The organism is Mycobacterium sp. GA-0227b (assembly GCF_001499855.1).
Lineage (GTDB): Bacteria > Actinomycetota > Actinomycetes > Mycobacteriales > Mycobacteriaceae > Mycobacterium.
On sequence record NZ_LQIK01000002.1, the window covers coordinates 203,145 to 223,298 of the forward strand.

Below are 20,154 nucleotides of genomic sequence, written 5' to 3' on the forward strand. Positions count from 1 at the left end.
ATCGCTCACGGTACCCGTCAGCGCGGCTTGGCCAACGGGAACGGGAGCGTCTCTCGGATGCTGCGGCCGGTGATCAGCATGACGACGCGGTCCACGCCCATGCCGAGTCCACCCGTCGGTGGCATCGCGTACTCCATGGCCTGCAGGAAATCCTCGTCGAGTTCCATCGCCTCGGGATCGCCGCCCGCGGCCAGCAGCGACTGCTCCTGCAACCGCCTTCGCTGCTCGACCGGATCGGTGAGTTCGCTGTAGGCGGTGCCGAGTTCGACGCCCCACGCGACAAGGTCCCAGCGTTCGGCGACACCGGGAATGCTGCGGTGCGGCCGGGTCAGCGGTGACACCGACGTCGGGAAGTCCTTGTAGAAGGTCGGCTCTTCGGTGCGGTCCTCGACGAGTCGCTCGTAGAGTTCCAGCACCACCGCGCCGGCGTCCCAGTGCGTCAGGTAAGGGATGTCGGCGGCGTCGCACAGCTTGCGCAGCGTCGCCAGGTCGGTGTCGGGGCAGATCTGCTCGCCGAGCGCCTCCGACACCGCGCCGTGCACGGTCTTGACCCTCCACTGCCCCGAGATGTCGACGGGTTCGGGCGTGCCGTCGTCACGCGCTCGGTAGAACACCTGTGAGCCGTTGGCGGCCTCGGCCGCGTTCTGGATCAACTCGCGGCAACCTTCGATCCACACGTTGTAGTCCGCGTGGGCCTGATAGGCCTCCAGCAGCGTGAATTCGGGATTGTGGCTGAAGTCCACGCCCTCGTTGCGGAACGCTCGGCCCAGCTCGAAGACCCGCTCCACCCCGCCGACGCACAGCCGCTTGAGGTAGAGCTCGGGGGCGATGCGCAGGTAGAGGTCGAGGTCGTAGGCGTTGATGTGGGTCAAAAACGGGCGGGCGTTCGCGCCTCCGTGGACCTGCTGCAGGATCGGTGTCTCGACCTCGAGGAATCCCTTGCCGACCAACGTCTCCCGGATCGCGTGCAGCACACCACTTCGCGCGCGGATCAGGTCGCGGGCATCGGTGTTGATCGCCAGGTCGACGTAGCGGGCGCGGACCCGAGCCTCCTGATCGGTCAACCCTTTCCACTTGTCGGGCAATGGACGCAGGCACTTGCCGATCAGCCGCCAGTCGTGCACCAGCAACGAGCGGGTGCCCTTCTTGCTGTAGCCCATCGTGCCGGAGACCTCGATCAGGTCGCCCAGGTCGATGGCGTGGGTGAAGTCGGCGGTCGCCCCCGACTCGAGCAACGAATTGTCCAGCAGCAGTTGAATTTCGCCGGACCAGTCGCGCAGCTGGGCGAACAGCACGCCGCCGTAGTCGCGGCTGCGCAGCACCCGGCCCGCGACCGAGATCATTTCGCCATCGGCGGCTTCGGTTCCCAAGGCCGCCGCGACGGTGTGTGACGGCTCCCTGCCGACGGGGTAGGCATCGATCCCGTTGTCCTGCAACGCTTTGAGCTTGGCCATCCGTACCCGGACCTGTTCGGGCAGCCGTGGCTCGTCGCCGTCGGGCAGGTCCACCGCCAGGCCGCTGACGTCCGGGGCCGTGCCGTCGTGGTGCAGCAGTCCCGTCGCCATCAGATTCCTCGGCACCGCGGTGTGGTGTCCGGTGTGCGGCTGCTCATGGCGCCGCGAGAACGGCAGGACGAGAAAACCTTCGGCGATCACCGATGCCACCCCGACCCGCGGCACCAGCCGGGCGTCTTCGTAACAGGCGTAGCGCGGCACCCATTCCGGTTGATATTTCATGTTCGACCGGTACAGCGTCTCGAGTTGCCACCACCGCGAGAAGAACACCAGAAGCCCGCGCCACAGCCGTGCGACCGGCCCGGCGCCCAGCTGCGCGCCCTGCTCGAAAGCCGAGCGGAACATCGCGAAGTTCAGCGAAACCCTCGTGACGCCAATGTCTTCGGCCTGCATACACAGTTCGCTGACCATCAGCTCGATGGTGCCGTTGGGGGATTGGGGTGAACGGCGCATCAAATCCAGCGAGACGCCGGTGGCGCCCCATGGCACCAGCGAGAGCATCGCGACAACGTCATCATGCTGCACGGCCTCCACCAGCAGGCAGTCACCGTCGGCGGGGTCACCGAGCCTGCCCAGTGCCATCGAGAAACCCCGCTCGTCGTCGGTGTCGCGCCAGGCGTCCGCCCGGGCGATGACCTCGGCCATCTCCTCGGAGCCCAGATCGCGGTGCCTGCGAATGCGCACGCTGACGCCCGCGCGACGGGCGCGTGTCACCGCCTGCCGGACGGCGCGCATGTCCGGTCCGGAGAGTCGGAATGTGTCGGGATGGAGGATGGCTTCGTCGCCGAGCTGCAACGCGTTGAGGCCCGCCGCGCGAAACGCCTCCGCGCCGGCGGAGCTTGCGCCCATCACACCGGGCGCCCAGCCGTAGGTCTGACACAGCGCCAACCACGCATCGATTGCCGCGGGCCATGCTTTCGGGTCGCCGACGGGGTCCCCGCTGGCCAGGCAGACACCGACCTCGACGCGGTAGGTGATGGCGGCCCGCCCGGTCGGGGCGAACACCACCGCCTTGTCGCGGCGCGTCGCGAAATAGCCGAGCGAGTCGTTCTTACCGAACAACTCCAGCAGCCCGCGCAGCGCTGATTCGTCCTCGCCGGTGAGGGCATTGTCGGCCCGCTGGGACTGAAACAGCACGACTGCCGCGACCATCAGGGCCACCGCGCCGAACAGCCCGAGCAGCGCGTTGACGAGTACATGCGGATGTCCGGAGAAGTTGGACGAGTCCGCCCCCGCGAACGCGCCGACCCGGTTCAGCGCGTACCAGAATCGGTCATCGCGAGCCAGCGAGCCGGGGAACAATTCGAGCAGCCCCCACCCGATCGCCGTACCGATCGCCAAACCCGCGACCAGCACGGCCGCCGCCTTGAGCAGCGCGCCGCGGCGCACTTTCGCCCAGAACTCGCGCCGGGCCAAGAGCAGTAAAAGGATCGCGGCGACATGGAAGATCAGCCCGATCACCTCGCCGATCTCCTGCATCGCCGATTCGTCGCCGGTGATCAGGTCCGCGATGTTCCAACCGATCGCGGCCACCATGTAGCCGAGCAAAAGCCACCACGCGATGCTCTTGCGCGCCGCCAGGGCGGCGGCCAGCAGCGCCAGCACGAACGCCCACGCGAAGCTCGTGTCGGGGAAGTTGAAGATGTAGTCGTTGACGAACTCGCGCGGCACTTTGATGACCGATCGCACGAACGGCGAGACGCTCGCCAACAACGACAGCGTGGCGATGACGCCGACGGTCCAGCCGGCCGCCGCGGGCACCCACCAATACCCGGACCTGCGGCGGGTGCTGGGCAGGCTGGCGACGGTCATACGCCGCGACATTATTCGGTTGTGACGCGAAATGGGCGGTGACTCACGACCACACGGGACCGGTGTATTTCTCGCCGGGACCGTGCCCGGGCTCATCCGGCGAAGCGCTGGCTTCGCGGAACGCCAACTGCAGCGTCTTCAGCCCGTCGCGGACCGGTCCGGCGTGCGGTCCGAGATACTCGGCGGACGCGGTGACCAATCCGGCCAGCGCGGTGATCAGCCGGCGCGCCTCGTCGAGATCGCGGTGCGGACTGTCGTCGGGGTTCTCGGCCGACAAGCCCAGCTTCTCCGCGGCGGCGCTCATCAGCATGACCGCTGACCGGGTGATCACCTCGACGGCGGGGATGTCGGCCAGGTCGCGCACGGCCGAGCCGTCCAGGTCGCGTGGGTTCGAGTCATCGGTCACGCCTGTTAGACTGGCATGCGCGACCGTCCCGGCAAACGCCAGGGACAGCAAGTGGAGTCCCTCTCCCACCGCTGGCCACAGGAACCTTCCGAAGGCTCAGCGGTCCGGTCACAGGCATTTATGCCTGTCCTGGTCGGCTGTGGGCCCTGCTGTGAGCAGGGCTTTTCTGTTCGGTTGAGCAGAGTGCTGACGGAAGTGGACTCCTAGAGGACAACAGTAGGAGGCCCCATCAGCACTGAGACCCGCGTCAACGAGCGCATCCGCGTACCTGAAGTCCGTCTGATCGGACCGGGCGGTGAGCAGGTAGGCATTGTGCGCATCGAAGATGCACTCCGCGTCGCCGCGGATGCCGATCTCGATCTCGTCGAAGTAGCACCGGATGCGAAACCGCCGGTCTGCAAGATCATGGACTACGGAAAGTTCAAATACGAGACGGCTCAGAAGGCACGCGAGTCTCGCAAGAACCAGCAGCAGACCGTCGTCAAGGAACAGAAGCTCCGTCCCAAGATCGACCCGCACGACTACGAGACCAAAAAGGGTCACGTGATCCGCTTCCTCGAGGCGGGGTCGAAGGTCAAGGTGACGATCATGTTCCGCGGGCGCGAGCAGTCGCGGCCCGAGTTGGGCTTCCGCCTCCTGCAGCGACTGGGCGCCGACGTCGCCGACTACGGCTTCGTCGAGACGTCCGCCAAGCAGGACGGCCGCAACATGACGATGGTGCTGGCACCGCACCGCGGCGCGAAGACTCGCGCCAAGGCGGCCCAGCAGGCCGAAGGCTCCGCAGAGCCGGCCCCAGCACCCGACAGAACCAGTTAGAACGACAGAGCAGAGGACATATGCCCAAGGCGAAGACCCACAGCGGCGCTTCCAAGCGGTTCCGGCGCACCGGGACCGGCAAGATCGTGCGCCAGAAGGCCAACCGTCGCCACTTGCTCGAGCACAAGCCGAGCACCAGGACCCGGCGTCTCGAAGGCCGCACCGGCGTGTCGGCCAACGACACCGCCCGCGTCAAGAAGATGCTCAACGGCTGACCGTATTTGTCTCGTAGTCATCTCGTATGACGTCTCGTACGACCTGAACGAAGGAACACTCCCATGGCACGCGTCAAGCGCGCAGTCAACGCCCAAAAGAAGCGGCGCACCATACTCAAGGCATCCAAGGGCTATCGGGGCCAGCGGTCGCGGCTGTACCGCAAGGCCAAAGAGCAGCAGCTGCATTCGCTCAACTACGCCTACCGCGACCGCCGCGCCCGCAAGGGTGAGTTCCGCAAACTGTGGATCTCTCGCATCAACGCCGCGGCCCGGGCCAACGACATCACCTACAACCGGCTGATCCAGGGCCTGAAGGCCGCCGGGGTCGAGGTGGACCGCAAGAACCTCGCCGAGATCGCCGTCAGTGATCCGGGCGCGTTCACCGCGTTGGTGGAGGTCGCCAAGGGTGCGCTGCCCAGTGATGTGAACGCGCCCTCGGGCGAGGCTGCCTGACGCTCACTGAACGCTCCGCCCGGGTGGTCGCAGCGGTCAAGCTGCACCGCCACGTCGGACGACGCCGCGCCGCCCGCTTCCTCGCCGAGGGGCCCAACCTCGTCGAGGCGGCGCTGCGGCGCGGACTCGTATCCGAGGTGTTCGTCACCGAAGCCGCGCTGGACCGGTTCGGTCCGATGCTGGCCGACGCGCCCGTGCACCTGGTCACCGAACGGGCGGCAAAAGCGTTGTCGGAAACCGTGACTCCAGTCGGTCTGGTCGCGGTGTGTTCGACACCGGAGACATCGCTGCCTGACGTGCTGGCCGGTTCTCCGCGGCTGGTGGCGGTCGCGGTGGACATTTCCGAACCGGGCAACGCCGGCACGCTGATCCGCATCGCCGACGCGATGGGCGCCGACGCCGTCGTGCTCGCCGGCCACAGTGTCGACCCGTACAACGGCAAGTGCCTGAGAGCGTCGGCGGGCAGCATCTTCTCGATCCCGGTGGTCGACGGGGGTGAGGCCGCCGATGCCGGCGGGGTCGTCGCCGCGTTGGGCGAGGCCGGGCTGCAGGTGCTGGCCACCACCGTCGACGGCGAGGTGTCGTTGGAAGACGTGGACCTCACCGCGCCGACGGCGTGGTTGTTCGGGCCCGAAGCGCACGGCCTGTCAACCGAATTGGCCATCACGGCCGACCACCGGGTGCACATCCCGATGCCGGGTCGCGCCGAGAGCCTCAACGTGGCCTCGGCCGCGGCGATCTGCCTGTACCAGAGCGCGCAGGCCCGGCCCTAACTCAGCAATCCCCGTGCCACGTGGGTGATCTGCACCTCGTTGCTGCCGGCGTAGATCATCAGCGACTTGGCGTCGCGGGCTAACTGCTCGACGCGGTACTCGGTCATGTAACCGTTGCCGCCGAACAACTGCACGGCCTCCATCGCGACGTCCGTGGCGGCCTGCGAGCAGTACCACTTGATCGCCGAAGCCTCCGGCAGCGAGATCGCGGTGCCCGTCTGTGCCGCCTCGATGACCCGGAACAGGATGTTGCGCACGTTCATTCGAGCAACTTCCATGTTGGCCAGCTTGAGCTGGATCAACTGGAACTGGGCGATCTCCTGGCCCCACAGCGTTCGGCTCTTCGCATAGTCGACCGACAAGCGCAGGCACTCCTCGATGACGCCCAGCGACATCGCGGCGACCCCGATGCGCTCGGCGGAGAAGTTCGACCGTGCGCTGGCGCGTCCGTCGCCGGCGGCGTCCTCCGTTTCGCCGAGCAGCCGATCGCGACCCAGCCGGACGTTGTTGAAGAACAACTCCCCGGTGCGCGAACTGTGAATCCCCATCTTGCGGAACGGCTTCGACTGCACGAAGCCCTCCATGCCGCGGTCCAGCACGAAGGTCAGCACTTTGCGATCGCGCTTCTCGACACCGGGTTCGTCGAGCTTGGCGTACACGACCACGACGTCGGCGTCGGGCCCGTTGGTGATGAACGTCTTCTGGCCGTTGAGGATGTAGTCCTCACCGTCGCGCACGACGTAGGACTTCATCCCGCCGAACGCGTCCGAGCCCGAATCCGGTTCGGTGATCGCCCATGCGCCCACCTTGTCGTAGGTGACCAGGTCGGGCAGCCAGCGCTCCTGCTGAGCCAGCGTGCCACGGCTCATGATCGTCGGCACCGTCAGGCCGAGGCTGACACCCATCCCGGTGACGACGCCCATCGCTACCCGGCACAATTCGCTGACGACGACGAAGCCCATGCCACCGGCTCCGTCTCCGAACATGCCGCCGCTCGACGGTTTGTTCGACGACTCGCCGCCGTCGCGCAACCGGGCCAGCCGCTTGTTCAGCGACTCGCGGGCCATCTCGGTGATGCCGAACGTCGCGAACAGCTTGCGGACGATGGGGTAGGGCTCCATCTCGCCGCTTTCCAGCGCGTCGACGTGCGGGCGGATTTCCTTGTCGACGAACTCGCGTACGGCGTCGCGCACGGCGAGATCGACATCAGACCATTCGAGCATGCCCCTCAGGCTGCCTTATGACGTCCGCGGGCCGGACGCAGGCCCGCCAAAGAGAACGTGGTGTGCACCAGAGAGCCGGCCCGGTCGAGCAGCGACCGTCGAGGCGGGACGTAGTGCATCGGCAGGTCGCGGCGGTCGCTCGGCGGCGCCATGAACGCGGGCGCCTCGACCAGCGGAGCGTCGGCGGGGAGCCGACCCTCTGCACGGCGGTAGGCAGTCAAAGCCCTTGGGTGCAAACGGATTTCGTCCGGAACCGCGACGAACGCGAACTCGACCAGCTTCCCGAACAGGCGCAGCAGGACCTCGTCGCCGGGCGTCCACCGCATGTTCGCCTTCTCGCGCAAGGCTTCGTCGAACAACCCCGCGGCAATCCAGCGTTGCGCGCCGACCATCGGCTTGAAGATCTGGTCCCACACACCGGTGGGCATCAACACGAACCAGGGCTTGGGGATGCGAATGGAGAAGATGTCGAGCGTGGCGCGATTGATCTCGAGTTCCTCGCGGCACTTGCGATCCCAGTACTCGCAGAACTCCTCCCAGCTGTCGGGGACCGGCCGCATGCTCATGCCGTACATCCGGTACCACTGCACGTGCTCGTCGAACAGTTGGCGCTTCTCGGCTTCGGTCAGCCCGCCGCAGAAGTATTCGGCGGTCTTGATGATCAGCATGAAGAAGGTGGCGTGCGCCCAGTAGAACGTCTCGGGGTTGAGCGCGTGGTAGCGCCGGCCTTCGGAGTCGACGCCCGTGATCGTGGTGTGGTAGCTCCTGATCTGCTCGCCGGTCGTCATGGCACGCTCGCCGTCGTAGACCACGCCCATGATCGGGTACACCGAGCGGGCGACGCGCTGCAGCGGCTCGCGCAGCAGGATCGAGTGGTCCTCCACACCCGCGCCCAACTGCGGGTACATGTTCTGGACCGCGCCGATCCAGACGCCGAGCAGGCCGGTGCGTAGATCCCCGAAGTACTTCCACGTCAGCGAGTCCGGACCGAGGGGATAGGGGCAATCGGAACCCGGATCGCCTGCCTCACTGGATGTCGATTCGACCGTCATCGGATCCTCGCTGTCTGGCTTTTGGTGTCCACCGGACGATGACCACGATAATGTTGACAACGTATGTTGTCTACGATCTGGGAGGGTGTGGCGCCGCAGTGTTATCGACGCTCCATCGACCAGCCACAGCGTCGTAACCAGCAACTTCCGTTCGGAACCCGCGCATAGGTGCACAGCGCACGAGGAGTCGGCCGGCGTGGCCGGCCCGGATGTGACTTCGCGACTCGGCGTCCGCGTAGGCTCGCCCTGTGGAAGTCGAGTCGTTCGATGAACGATCCGGCGGCGTCGGCGAAATCGAACAGGGACCGGATCGCGCCCAGCGGTCGGGACGGTCGCTGGCACCGATGGCGTGGCTGAAGGACACCAACCACAGCCCGTCTGTCATCGCGCTTTTGCGCCGCGCGCGACGAGCCCTTCCCGGTGATCCCGAGTTCGGCGACCCCTTGTCGGTGTCCGGCGTCGGCGGTCCCAGCGCGGCGGCCAGGGCCGCCGACCGGATCTTGGAGCGGGATGCCGCGTCGCGTGAGGTGAGCCTCGGCGCGCTGCAGGTGTGGCAGGCCCTCACCGAGCGCGTGTCCGGTAAGCCCGCCAACCGCGAGGCGACGTTGGTCTTCACCGATCTCGTCGGGTTCTCGACGTGGTCGCTGAACGCCGGCGACGAGGCCACGCTGCGGCTACTGCGCCGAGTCTCTCAGGCCGTGGAGCCCCCGCTGCTCGAAGCCGGTGGACACATCGTCAAGCGCATGGGCGACGGGCTGATGGCGGTCTTCTCCGACCCGGCGACGGCGGTGCGCGCCGTGCTCGCCGCGCGCGAGGCGGTGAAGGCCGTCGACGTCGACGGCTACACCCCGCGGATGCGGGTCGGCGTGCACACCGGTCATCCGCAACGGATCGGATCGGACTGGCTGGGCGTCGACGTCAACATCGCGGCACGGGTCATGGAACGCGCCACCCGAGGTGAGCTGGTGGTCTCGCAGGACACCCTCAAGCGCATTCCCGCCGAGGAGTTCGACTCACTCGGCGTGGTCGCCAAACGCCTCCGCAAGCAGGTGTTCGGACCCAAGCAGGACGGTGTGCCCGCCGACTTCGTCATGTACCGACTGAAAACCCGCCGTCAGACGCCAGCGGGCGGCGACGAGTCCGAAGACACCGCAGGGGAATAGCGTTCGAAGCATCGCTATGATCGCCGGGTGGCTGACCAGCCCGTAGACCTGTCCGAAGAAGCGCTGACCAAGGCCGTCAGCGCGGCTCGGCATGCGTTCGAGTTGGCGAACGATCTGGATGCGCTCGCACGGGCGAAGACCGAGCATCTCGGTGACCGGTCGCCGATCGCCTTGGCGCGCCAGTCGCTCGGCGCGCTGGCCAAGGCGGACCGGGCCGATGCGGGCAAGCGGGTGAACGTCGCCCGCGCGGAGGCGCAGCGCGCCTACGACGAGCGGTTGGCGACGCTGCGGGCAGAGCGAGACGCCGCGGTGCTGGTGGCCGAGCGCATCGACGTGACCCTGCCGTCGACGCGCCAACCGATCGGCGCCCGCCACCCGATCACGATCCTCGCCGAGCGCATCGCCGACACGTTCATCGCGATGGGGTGGGAACTGGCCGAAGGTCCGGAGGTCGAGACCGAACAGTTCAACTTCGATGCGCTGAACTTCGCGCCCGACCACCCCGCGCGCAGCGAGCAGGACACGTTCCACATCGCCCCTGAGGGCTCGCGGCAGGTGCTGCGCACGCATACCTCACCGGTGCAGATCCGCACGCTGCTGGAGCGCGAACCGCCGGTGTACATCATCTCGATCGGACGCACGTTCCGGACCGACGAACTCGACGCCACGCACACGCCGGTGTTCCACCAGGTCGAGGGCTTGGCGGTGGACAAAGGTCTGACGATGGCGCACCTGCGCGGCACGCTGGACGCGTTCGCCCGCTCGGAGTTCGGCCCGCAGGGCCGCACCCGGTTCCGGCCGCACTTCTTCCCGTTCACCGAGCCGTCGGCCGAGGTCGACATCTGGTTCGAGAACAAGAAGGGCGGTCCCGGCTGGGTGGAATGGGGCGGCTGCGGCATGGTCCATCCGAACGTGTTGCGCGCCTGCGGAATCGATCCGGACGTGTACTCCGGTTTCGCGTTCGGCATGGGCTTGGAGCGCACGCTTCAGTTCCGCAACGGCATTCCGGACATGCGGGACATGGTCGAAGGCGACGTCCGGTTCTCGTTGCCGTTCGGGGTCGGCGCCTGATGCGGCTGCCGTACAGCTGGCTGCGTGAGGTCGTTCGGGCCGGTGCTCCGGATTGGGACGTGGCGCCCGACGAACTCGAGCAGACGTTGATCCGCATCGGCCACGAGGTCGAGGAGGTCATCCCGGTCGGGCCGATCACCGGTCCGCTGACCGTCGGCCGGGTCGCCGAGATCGAGGAGCTGACCGAGTTCAAGAAGCCGATCCGCGCGGTCAAGGTGGATGTCGGTGAGGCGGAACTGCGCGACATTGTCTGCGGCGCAACCAATTTCGTCGTCGGCGATCTGGTCGTGGTGGCGCTGCCCGGCGCGGTGCTCCCGGGCGACTTCAGGATCGCCAGCCGCAAGACCTACGGCCGGACCTCGGACGGCATGATCTGCTCGACGGCCGAGATGAATTTGGGCACCGACCATTCCGGCATCCTGGTGCTGCCGCCGGGTACCGCCGAACCGGGCACACCGGCCGCCGACCTGCTCGGTCTCGACGACGTCGTGTTCCACCTGGCGATCACACCGGACCGCGGCTACTGCCTGTCGGTGCGCGGCATGGCCCGCGAGATCGCCGCCGCCTACGATCTCGACTTCGTCGACCCCGCCGACGTCGCGCCCCTGCCGGCCGAGGGGGAGGCGCTGCCGCTCGCCGTCGAACCGGGCACCGGCGTGCTGCGCTTCGGGCTGCGACCCGTGACCGGTGTCGATCCGGCCGCGGTGTCGCCGTGGTGGCTGCAACGACGGCTGCTGCTGTCCGGCATCCGGGCCATTTCGCCCGCGGTGGACGTCACCAACTACGTGATGCTCGAACTCGGCCACCCGATGCACGCCCACGACCGCGCGCTTGTCTCGGGCGGCTTCCGGGTGCGGTTCGCCGAAGCGGGGGAGACGGTGGTCACCCTCGACGACGTCGAACGCCGTCTCGACCCCGCCGATGTGCTGATCGTCGACGACTTCGCCACCGCCGCGATCGGCGGCGTGATGGGTGCAGGCACCACCGAGGTGCGGGACAGCACCACCGATGTGTTGCTCGAGGCCGCGGTCTGGGACCCGGCCGCGGTGTCGCGCACCCAACGGCGGCTGCACCTCTACAGCGAGGCGGGTCGGCGATACGAACGCGCCGTCGACCCGGCGATCTCGGTCCCCGCGCTGGACCGCTGCGCGGCGCTGCTGGCCGAAATCGCCGGTGGCACAGTCGAGCCCACATTGACGGACTGGCGCGGCGAGCCGCCGCGGGAAGACTGGTCACTCCCGTCGGTGAGCATGGCGATCGACCTGCCCGACCGTACCGCCGGCGTCGGTTACCCCGCGGGCACCGCCGAACGGCGGCTCACCCAGATCGGCGCACACGTCACTGTCACCAATGGACAACTGGCCGCGACCCCACCGAGTTGGCGGCCCGACCTGCGTCAGCCCGCCGACCTCGTCGAAGAGGTGCTGCGCCTGGAAGACCTGGAGGTCATCCCCTCGGTATTGCCGAAGGCGCCGGCCGGACGCGGCCTGACTCCGCTGCAGAAGCGCCGCCGCGCGATCGGGAAATCGTTGGGACTCAACGGCTATGTGGAGATCCTGCCCACGCCGTTCCTGCCCGTGGGCGTTTTCGACGACTGGAACCTGCCGGCCGACGATCCGCGTAGGGCGACGACCGATGTGCTCAACCCGCTGGAGTCCGACCGGCCGCAACTGGCCACCACGCTTCTACCCGGGCTGTTGGAAGCCCTGAACCGCAACGTGTCTCGCGGTACTCATGACGTGGCGCTGTACGCGATCCAGCAGGTCGTCGAGCCCACGCCGGAGAACCGCGCCGTCGACCGGATCCCGACCGACCGGCGGCCCAGCGACGACGAGATCGCGATGCTCGACGCGTCGCTGCCCAGACAGCCTCAGCACGTCGGGGTCGTGCTGGCGGGGCAGCGTGAGCCCGCCGGACCCTGGGGGCCCGGCCGTCAGGTGGACGCCAGTGATGCCTTCGAGGCGGTTCAGATCATCGCCCGCGCCGCCGGTGTCGATCTGCGCCTGCGGCCGGCGCAGCACCTGCCGTGGCACCCGGGTCGCTGCGCCGAGGTGGTGCTGGGCGAGCCGGAGACCGGGATCATCGTCGGGCACGCCGGTGAAATGCACCCCGCGGTCGTCGAGCGCTCGGGGCTGCCGAAGCGGACCTGCGCCGTCGAACTGGATCTGGACGCCGTTCCGATCGTCGAGAGGCTGCCCGCCCCGTCGGTGTCGCCGTTTCCCGCCGTGTTCCAGGACATCAGCCTCGTCGTCGAGGAGGACGTCGCGGCGGCCAGCGTGGTCGACGCCGTCCGCGCGGGCGCGGGACCGCTGCTCGAGGACGTGCGGTTGTTCGACGTCTATACCGGCCCGCAAATCGGCGAGGGCCGCAAGTCGCTCACGTTCGCGCTGCGGTTCCGTGCCACGGATCGCACGCTCACCGAAGATGAGGCCAGCGCCGCCCGCGAAGCGGCCGTGGAGGCCGCGGCGGACCGGGTCGGCGCCGAGCAGCGCCGATAACCTCTTCCCGCGAGCAGGCGCAAAGTGCCCCTCTTCACGGCCGTGCGGGCGCAGTTTACGTCTGCTCGGCGGGCCTATTCTAATGAACTTGCAATAGGTTGCATAACCATGCAGAATCGCCTGTATGGTTTCAGTGGCGGTGGCCGGCGCCAGCGGGTATGCCGGCGGCGAGATTCTTCGACTCCTGCTCGGCCATCCCGCGTACGCCGACGGGCGGCTGACGATCGGGGCGCTGACCGCCGCGGCGAGCGCGGGCACGCCGCTGGCCGAGCACCATCCGCATCTGTTGCCGCTGGCCGGCCGGGTGTTGGAGGCCACCGACAAGGACGTGTTGAGCGGCCATGACGTGGTCTTCCTGGGACTCCCGCACGGGCATTCGGCGGAGCTGGCCGATCAACTCGGCGCCGACACGCTGATCGTCGACTGCGGCGCCGACTTCCGACTCGCCGACGCCGCGGCGTGGGAGCGGTTCTACGGGTCGGCGCACGCAGGCAGCTGGCCGTACGGTCTGCCGGAGCTGCCGGGCGCCCGCGACCGGTTGCGCGGCGCGAAGCGGGTCGCGGTGCCCGGCTGCTATCCGACCGCGGCGCTGTTGGCGCTGTGGCCGGCGATCGCCGAGGACCTCATCGAGCCCGCCGTGACGGTGGTCTCGGTCAGCGGCGCCTCGGGCGCCGGCCGAGCCGTCAAAGCCGATCTGCTCGGCGCCGAGGTGATCGGCTCGGCGCGGCCCTACAACGTCGGCGGCAGGCACAGGCACACGCCGGAGATCGCGCAGGGGCTGCGTGCGGTGACGGACAAGGACGTGACGGTGTCGTTCACCCCTGTGCTGATCCCGACCTCGCGCGGCATCCTGGCCACCTGCACCGCCCGCACCGCCGCGCCGCTGTCAGAGATTCGTGCCGCCTACGAAAAGGCTTACGACGCCGAGCCTTTCGTTCATCTGCTGCCGGAGGGACAGCTGCCGAAGACCGGTTCGGTGCTCGGAAGCAACGCCGCTCAGCTGGCCGTCGCCGTGGACGAAGACGCGCAGACGTTCATCGGCATCGCCGCAATCGACAACCTGGTCAAGGGCACAGGCGGCGCCGCGGTGCAGTCGATGAACCTGGCGCTCGGCTGGCAGGAGACCGAAGGGCTTTCGATCGTGGGAGTGGCGCCGTGACGGGCTCCGATGTCGCCGGCCATGCTGCGGCGACGGAGAGCAGGCTCATCCGCAGCCAAGGGGTGACCGCGCCCGAGGGCTTCCGCGCGACCGGTATCGCCGCAGGCATCAAGGCGTCCGGGGCGTTGGACCTGGCGCTGGTCTTCAACGAGGGGCCGGACTATGCCGCCGCGGGCGCGTTCACCCGCAACCAGGTCAAGGCGGCGCCAGTGCTGTGGAGTCAGCAGGTGCTCACCACCGGCCGTCTCCGCGCGGTGATCCTGAACTCCGGCGGCGCCAATGCCTGCACCGGCCCCCAGGGCTTCCGGGACACCCATGCCACCGCCGAGGCCGTCGCCGAAGCGCTGAGCGACTGGGGCACCGAGACGGGCGCGATCGAGGTCGCGGTCTGCTCGACGGGGTTGATCGGCGACCGGCTACCGATGGACAAGGTGCTGTCGGGCGTGGAGGAAGTCGTCCACGAACTGGCCGGCAGGCTCACCGGCGGTGAGGAAGCCGCGCGGGCCATCATGACCACCGACACCGTGCCCAAACAGGTTGCGCTGCACCACGCCGGCAACTGGACCGTCGGCGGAATGGCCAAGGGCGCGGGCATGATCGCTCCGTCGCTGGCCACGATGCTGTGTGTCATCACCACCGACGCGGTAGCCGACTCCGTCGCGCTGGACCAGGCGTTGCGCAAGGCGGCCGCGCGCACCTTCGACCGCCTCGACGTCGACGGCAGTTGCTCGACCAACGACTCGGTGCTCCTGCTGGCCTCCGGCGCGAGCGCGATCAAGCCCAGCCAGAGCGAACTCGACGATGCGGTGCTGCGCGTGTGCGATGACCTCTGCCAGCAACTGCAGGCCGACGCCGAGGGCGTGACCAAGCGCATCGTCGTCACGGTGACGGGCGCAGCGTCTGATGACGACGCGCTGCTCGGTGCCCGGCTCGTCGCGCGCGACAGTCTGGTGAAGACCGCGCTGTTCGGTTCCGACCCCAACTGGGGCCGGGTGCTCGCAGCCATCGGCATGGCTCCGTTCACGGTGGATCCGGAGCGGATGACCGTGGCGTTCAACGCGATTCCGGTATGGCAGGACGGCGCCCCGCGAGCGGGCGCGCGTGAAGTCGACCTGTCCGGAGAGGACATCACCGTCACCATCGCCCTCGGGGACGGTTCCGGACAAGCCTCGATCCGCACCACCGACCTGTCGCACGGATACGTCGAAGAGAACTCGGCCTACAGCTCATGAGCGTCGAAACCCCGCTCAAGGCACAGGTTCTGGCAGCAGCGCTGCCGTGGCTCAAGCAGATGCACAACAAGATCGTCGTGATCAAGTACGGCGGCAACGCGATGACCGACGACGTGCTCAAGACCGCGTTCGCCGCCGACATGGTGTTCCTGCGCAATTGCGGCATCCACCCCGTCGTCGTGCACGGTGGGGGACCGCAGATCAGCGCGATGCTCACAAGGCTCGGTATCCAGGGCGACTTCAAGGGCGGGTTCCGCGTGACGACGCCGGAAGTGCTCGATGTCGCGAGGATGGTGCTGTTCGGTCAGGTCGGCCGCGAACTGGTGAACCTGATCAACGCGCACGGGCCCTACGCCGTCGGCGTCACAGGTGAGGACGCTCAGTTGTTCACCGCCGTGCGGCGCGACGTCATGGTCGACGGCGTGGCCACCGATATCGGCCTGGTCGGCGACGTCGAACGCGTCGATCCGACTGCATTGATCGACCTGATCGGGGCGGGCCGCATCCCGGTCGTCTCGACGATCGCCCCCGACAACGACGGCGTCGTGCACAACATCAACGCCGACACGGCTGCCGCCGCGCTGGCCGAGGGGCTCGGCGCGGAAAAGCTGATCATGCTGACCGACGTCGAGGGCCTGTACACCAATTGGCCGGACCGCGACTCGCTGGTCAGCGAAATCGACTCCGCGGCACTGACTCAACTGTTGCCCACGTTGGAAACCGGCATGGTGCCCAAGATGGAAGCCTGCCTGCGGGCCGTCACGGGCGGGGTGCCGAGCGCACACGTGATCGACGGCCGGGTCGAACACTGTGTGCTGGTCGAACTGTTCACCGACGAGGGGACGGGCACGAAAGTGGTGCGTCCGGCGACGAACTCGGACAGGAAAGGACAAGCGTGACTCTCCTGGAGAGATGGCAGGCCGTGATGATGAACAACTACGGCACCCCGCCGCTGGCGTTGGCCAGCGGTGAGGGCGCGGTGGTGACCGACGCCGACGGCAAGTCCTATCTGGACCTGCTCGGCGGCATCGCGGTCAACATCCTCGGTCACCGGCACCCGGCGGTGATCGAGGCGGTCACCCGGCAGCTCAACACGCTCGGACACACGTCCAACCTGTATGCCACCGAACCCGGCATCGCGCTGGCCGAAGCCCTGGTCGGGCTGCTCGGCGCCGAGGGCGCCAGAGTGTTCTTCTGCAATTCGGGCACCGAGGCGAACGAAATCGCCTTCAAGATCACCCGGCTCACCGGCCGCACGAAACTCGTTGCGGCGCAGGGAGCTTTCCACGGCCGCACGATGGGTTCGCTCGCCTTGACCGGACAGCCGTCGAAACAGGAGCCGTTCGCGCCGCTGCCCGGCGAGGTCACCCACGTGCCATACGGCGACATCGACGAACTTGGGCGCGCCGTCGATCAGGGCACCGCCGCGGTGTTCCTCGAACCGATCATGGGCGAGGGCGGTGTCGTGGTCCCGCCCGCCGGCTACCTCGTGGCTGCGCGGGAGATCACCGCGCAGCACGGCGCGCTGCTGGTGCTTGACGAGGTGCAAACCGGAATGGGCCGCACCGGTGCGTTTTTCGCCCATCAGCACGACGGCATCACCCCCGACGTCGTGACCCTGGCCAAGGGGCTGGGCGGCGGACTCCCGATCGGCGCGTGCATCGCGACCGGCACCACCGCCGGCCTGCTGACTCCGGGGCTGCACGGCAGCACCTTCGGTGGCAACCCCGTCTGCACCGCTGCCGCGCTGGCGGTCCTGCGGGTGCTCGCCGACGAGGACCTGATCGGCCGCGCCGAGGTGCTCGGCAAGACTCTGTCGGCAGGCATCGACGCGCTCGGCCATCCGCTGATCGACCATGTCCGCGGCCGCGGGCTGCTGCTCGGTGTCGTGCTGACCGCGGAAGCCGCCAAGGCCGTGGAGGCGGCGGCCCGCGACTCCGGGTTCCTGGTCAACGCCGCAGCGCCGAACGTGATCCGGCTGGCTCCGCCGCTGATCATCACCGAGGCTCAGATCGACAGCTTCCTCACCGCGCTGCCCGCCGTGCTCGACAAGGGCGCCGCATCATGACCGTGAGGCATTTCCTGCGTGACGACGACCTGAGCCCAGACGAGCAGGCCGAGGTGCTCGCGCTCGCGGCCGAACTCAAGGCGCAGCCGTTCAGCCGCCGCCCGCTGGACGGCCCGAGCGGGGTGGCCGTCATCTTCGACAAGAACTCCACCCGCACCCGGTTCTCCTTCGAGATCGGCATCGCCCAACTCGGCGGCCACGCCGTCGTCGTCGACGGTCGCAGCACTCAACTCGGCAGGGATGAGACGTTGGAGGACACCGGGCGGGTGCTCTCGCGTTACGTCAAGGCGGTCGTGTGGCGCACGTTCGCCCAGGACCGCCTTACCGCGATGGCGGCAGGAGCGAGCGTGCCGATCATCAACGCCCTGTCCGACGAGTTCCATCCGTGCCAGGTGCTCGCGGACCTGCAGACGCTCGCCGAGCGCAAGGGCACGCTGGCCGGCCTGCGGATGTCCTACTTCGGCGACGGCGCCAACAACATGGCGCACTCGCTGATGCTGGGCGGCGTGACGGCGGGTGTGCACGTCACGGTCGCGGCACCGCCCGGCTTCCAACCGCATCCAGACTTCGTCGACGCCGCGCAGAAACGCGCTTCGGAAACCGGTGCGACGGTCACAATCACGGCGGACCCGAACGGGGCGGCCGAGGGCGCCGACGTGCTCGTCACCGACACCTGGACGTCGATGGGTCAGGAAAACGACGGCCTGGACCGGGTGGGGCCGTTCCGGCCGTTCCAGGTGAACGACGAGCTGCTGGCCCGCGCCGAGGCCAACGCCGTTGTGCTGCACTGCCTTCCGGCGCACCGTGGTGAAGAGATCACCGATGACGTGATCGACGGCCCGCACAGCGCGGTGTGGGACGAGGCCGAGAACCGGCTGCATGCGCAGAAGGCGTTGCTGGTGTGGCTCTTGGAGCGAACGGGAGTCGAGCAATGACTTCCGCGGCCACCAGAGCCGGCAGGCAGGCTCGCATCGTGGCGATCCTGTCGTCGCAGTCGGTACACAGCCAGACCGAGCTGGCCACCTTGCTGGCCGAGGAGGGCATCGAGGTCACCCAGGCCACGCTGTCGCGGGACCTCGAGGAACTCGGCGCGGTGAAACTTCGCGGTGCCGACGGCGGCGTCGGCGTGTACGTCGTCCCCGAGGACGGCAGCCCGGTACGCGCTGTTTCCGGTGGAACGGAACGGATGTCGCGGCTACTGGCCGAACTGCTGGTGTCGACCGACGCCAGCGGCAACCTGGCGATCCTGCGCACCCCGCCGGGCGCGGCGCACTATCTGGCCAGCGCGATGGACCGCGCGGCACTGCCGTTCGTCGTCGGCACCGTCGCCGGCGATGACACCATCCTGGTGATCGCACGTGAGCCGATGACCGGCGCCGAGCTGGCAACCAAACTCGAGAGCATTCGAACGAAGGAGACTTGCTGATGTCCGAACGCGTCATCCTGGCGTATTCCGGCGGCCTGGACACCTCGGTGGCGATCAGCTGGATCGGCAAGGAGACCGGGCGCGAGGTGGTCGCCGTTGCGATCGACCTCGGGCAGGGCGGCGAAGACATGGAGGTCATCCGGCAGCGGGCGCTCGACTGCGGCGCCGTGGAGGCCGTGGTCGTCGACGCCAAGGACGAGTTCGCCGACGAATACTGCCTGCCCGCAATCCAGTCCAACGCCCTGTACATGGACCGCTATCCGCTGGTCTCGGCGCTGAGCCGACCGCTGATCGTCAAGCACCTGGTGACCGCGGCACGTAAGTACGGCGGCGGTATCGTCGCGCACGGGTGCACCGGCAAGGGTAACGACCAGGTCCGCTTCGAGGTCGGATTCGCTTCGCTGGCACCAGATCTCGAGGTGCTGGCACCGGTGCGCGACTACGCGTGGACGCGGGAGAAGGCGATCGCGTTCGCCGAGGAGAACGCGATCCCGATCAACGTCACCAAGCGTTCACCGTTCTCGATCGACCAGAACGTCTGGGGCCGTGCCGTGGAGACCGGCTTCCTCGAACACCTGTGGAACGCGCCCACCAAGGACGTCTACGACTACACCGAGGACCCGACGCTCAACTGGAGCACCCCCGACGAGGTGATCGTCGGTTTCGAACGCGGCGTTCCGGTTTCGATCGACGGCCGGCCGGTGAGCGTGCTACAGGCTATCGAGGAGCTCAACCGCCGCGCCGGCGAGCAGGGCGTCGGCAGGCTCGACGTCGTCGAGGACCGGTTGGTCGGGATCAAGAGTCGCGAGATCTACGAGGCGCCGGGCGCGATGGTGTTGATCACCGCGCACACCGAACTCGAGCACGTCACGCTCGAGCGTGAACTCGGCCGGTTCAAGCGCCACACCGACCAGAAGTGGGGCGAGTTGGTCTATGACGGGCTGTGGTACTCGCCGCTGAAAACCGCGCTGGAGTCGTTCGTCGCCACGACCCAGGAACACGTGACCGGCGAGATCCGGATGCTGTTGCACGGCGGGCACATCTCGGTCAACGGCCGGCGCAGCCCCGAGTCGCTGTACGACTTCAATCTCGCCACCTATGACGAAGGCGACACGTTCGACCAGACCGCCGCGCGGGGTTTCGTGCAGATCCACGGCCTGTCGTCGAGCATCTCCGCGCGACGGGACCTCTCCACATGAAAGCCCCACCGCGAGTGACCGTGTTTGCCCCTCGACACGCCGGATTCGGACGTACAAACGTGGTCATTCGCGCC

At 68.0% G+C, this 20,154-nt stretch carries 18 protein-coding genes; 14 read left to right on the forward strand and 4 right to left on the reverse strand.

The window, feature by feature from the left end:
• Positions 1 to 17 precede the first annotated feature (17 nt).
• Both lysX and AU185_RS03650 read right to left on the reverse strand, forming a co-directional pair.
• Positions 18 to 3,326, reverse strand: a complete 3,309-nt coding sequence (gene lysX, locus AU185_RS03645; protein ID WP_059099357.1) for a bifunctional lysylphosphatidylglycerol synthetase/lysine--tRNA ligase LysX — start codon at positions 3,324 to 3,326, stop codon at positions 18 to 20.
• 43 nt (positions 3,327 to 3,369) lie between these two features.
• The gene (locus AU185_RS03650; protein WP_059099356.1) at positions 3,370 to 3,732 is read right to left on the reverse strand and encodes a DUF1844 domain-containing protein; all 363 of its coding nucleotides are present in this window, start codon (positions 3,730 to 3,732) and stop codon (positions 3,370 to 3,372) included.
• Positions 3,733 to 3,960: 228 nt separating this feature from the next.
• On the opposite strand from AU185_RS03650, the gene infC reads away from it, so the two are divergent.
• The 4 genes from infC to AU185_RS03670 all read left to right on the forward strand — a co-directional run bounded on the left by infC (position 3,961) and on the right by AU185_RS03670 (position 5,989).
• The gene (gene infC / locus AU185_RS03655) at positions 3,961 to 4,548 is read left to right on the forward strand and encodes a translation initiation factor IF-3 (RefSeq protein WP_082683722.1); all 588 of its coding nucleotides are present in this window, start codon (positions 3,961 to 3,963) and stop codon (positions 4,546 to 4,548) included.
• 20 nt (positions 4,549 to 4,568) lie between these two features.
• Positions 4,569 to 4,763, forward strand: a complete 195-nt coding sequence (gene rpmI / locus AU185_RS03660; protein ID WP_059099354.1) for a 50S ribosomal protein L35 — start codon at positions 4,569 to 4,571, stop codon at positions 4,761 to 4,763.
• Positions 4,764 to 4,826: 63 nt separating this feature from the next.
• A complete protein-coding gene (rplT, locus tag AU185_RS03665; protein WP_059099353.1) occupies positions 4,827 to 5,216 on the forward strand; it encodes a 50S ribosomal protein L20 in 390 nt (129 codons plus the stop codon).
• A complete protein-coding gene (locus tag AU185_RS03670; RefSeq protein ID WP_172800200.1) occupies positions 5,213 to 5,989 on the forward strand; it encodes a TrmH family RNA methyltransferase in 777 nt (258 codons plus the stop codon). Before rplT ends, AU185_RS03670 begins: the two co-directional genes overlap by 4 nt.
• Here AU185_RS03670 and AU185_RS03675 read toward each other — a convergent pair.
• Together AU185_RS03675 and AU185_RS03680 are read right to left on the reverse strand one after the other, a co-directional pair.
• Positions 5,986 to 7,212, reverse strand: coding sequence for an acyl-CoA dehydrogenase family protein (locus tag AU185_RS03675; RefSeq protein ID WP_059099351.1), 1,227 nt, complete (start codon positions 7,210 to 7,212; stop codon positions 5,986 to 5,988). The genes AU185_RS03670 and AU185_RS03675 overlap by 4 nt on opposite strands.
• 5 nt (positions 7,213 to 7,217) lie before the next feature.
• On the reverse strand, positions 7,218 to 8,264 hold the full coding sequence (locus tag AU185_RS03680) for an oxygenase MpaB family protein (RefSeq protein ID WP_059099350.1): 1,047 nt from the start codon (positions 8,262 to 8,264) through the stop codon (positions 7,218 to 7,220).
• A 248-nt stretch (positions 8,265 to 8,512) separates the two neighbouring features.
• Between AU185_RS03680 and AU185_RS03685 the strand changes: the two genes are divergently transcribed.
• From AU185_RS03685 to AU185_RS03730, 10 genes are all read left to right on the forward strand, one after another.
• Positions 8,513 to 9,427 (forward strand): adenylate/guanylate cyclase domain-containing protein, encoded by a 915-nt coding sequence (locus AU185_RS03685; protein ID WP_059099349.1) that lies wholly within the window; start codon positions 8,513 to 8,515, stop codon positions 9,425 to 9,427.
• A 27-nt stretch (positions 9,428 to 9,454) separates the two neighbouring features.
• Positions 9,455 to 10,498, forward strand: a complete 1,044-nt coding sequence (gene pheS / locus AU185_RS03690) for a phenylalanine--tRNA ligase subunit alpha (protein WP_059099348.1) — start codon at positions 9,455 to 9,457, stop codon at positions 10,496 to 10,498.
• Complete coding sequence (gene pheT / locus AU185_RS03695; protein WP_059099347.1) at positions 10,498 to 12,996, forward strand: phenylalanine--tRNA ligase subunit beta; 2,499 nt, start codon at positions 10,498 to 10,500, stop codon at positions 12,994 to 12,996. The genes pheS and pheT overlap by 1 nt, the downstream gene beginning before the upstream one ends.
• Positions 12,997 to 13,120: 124 nt before the next feature.
• The gene (gene argC / locus AU185_RS03700) at positions 13,121 to 14,155 is read left to right on the forward strand and encodes an N-acetyl-gamma-glutamyl-phosphate reductase (protein ID WP_059099346.1); all 1,035 of its coding nucleotides are present in this window, start codon (positions 13,121 to 13,123) and stop codon (positions 14,153 to 14,155) included.
• The gene (argJ, locus tag AU185_RS03705) at positions 14,152 to 15,387 is read left to right on the forward strand and encodes a bifunctional glutamate N-acetyltransferase/amino-acid acetyltransferase ArgJ (RefSeq protein ID WP_059099345.1); all 1,236 of its coding nucleotides are present in this window, start codon (positions 14,152 to 14,154) and stop codon (positions 15,385 to 15,387) included. Before argC ends, argJ begins: the two co-directional genes overlap by 4 nt.
• Positions 15,384 to 16,286 (forward strand): acetylglutamate kinase, encoded by a 903-nt coding sequence (gene argB / locus AU185_RS03710; RefSeq protein WP_059099344.1) that lies wholly within the window; start codon positions 15,384 to 15,386, stop codon positions 16,284 to 16,286. Before argJ ends, argB begins: the two co-directional genes overlap by 4 nt.
• 26 nt (positions 16,287 to 16,312) lie before the next feature.
• A complete protein-coding gene (locus AU185_RS03715; RefSeq protein WP_059099392.1) occupies positions 16,313 to 17,455 on the forward strand; it encodes an acetylornithine transaminase in 1,143 nt (380 codons plus the stop codon).
• Complete coding sequence (argF, locus tag AU185_RS03720) at positions 17,452 to 18,390, forward strand: ornithine carbamoyltransferase (protein WP_059099343.1); 939 nt, start codon at positions 17,452 to 17,454, stop codon at positions 18,388 to 18,390. The genes AU185_RS03715 and argF overlap by 4 nt, the downstream gene beginning before the upstream one ends.
• Positions 18,387 to 18,881: an arginine repressor gene (locus AU185_RS03725; RefSeq protein ID WP_059099342.1), complete on the forward strand. Its 495-nt coding sequence runs from the start codon at positions 18,387 to 18,389 to the stop codon at positions 18,879 to 18,881. The genes argF and AU185_RS03725 overlap by 4 nt, the downstream gene beginning before the upstream one ends.
• The gene (locus tag AU185_RS03730) at positions 18,881 to 20,080 is read left to right on the forward strand and encodes an argininosuccinate synthase (protein ID WP_059099341.1); all 1,200 of its coding nucleotides are present in this window, start codon (positions 18,881 to 18,883) and stop codon (positions 20,078 to 20,080) included. Before AU185_RS03725 ends, AU185_RS03730 begins: the two co-directional genes overlap by 1 nt.
• The last annotated feature ends 74 nt before the right edge of the window (positions 20,081 to 20,154 follow it).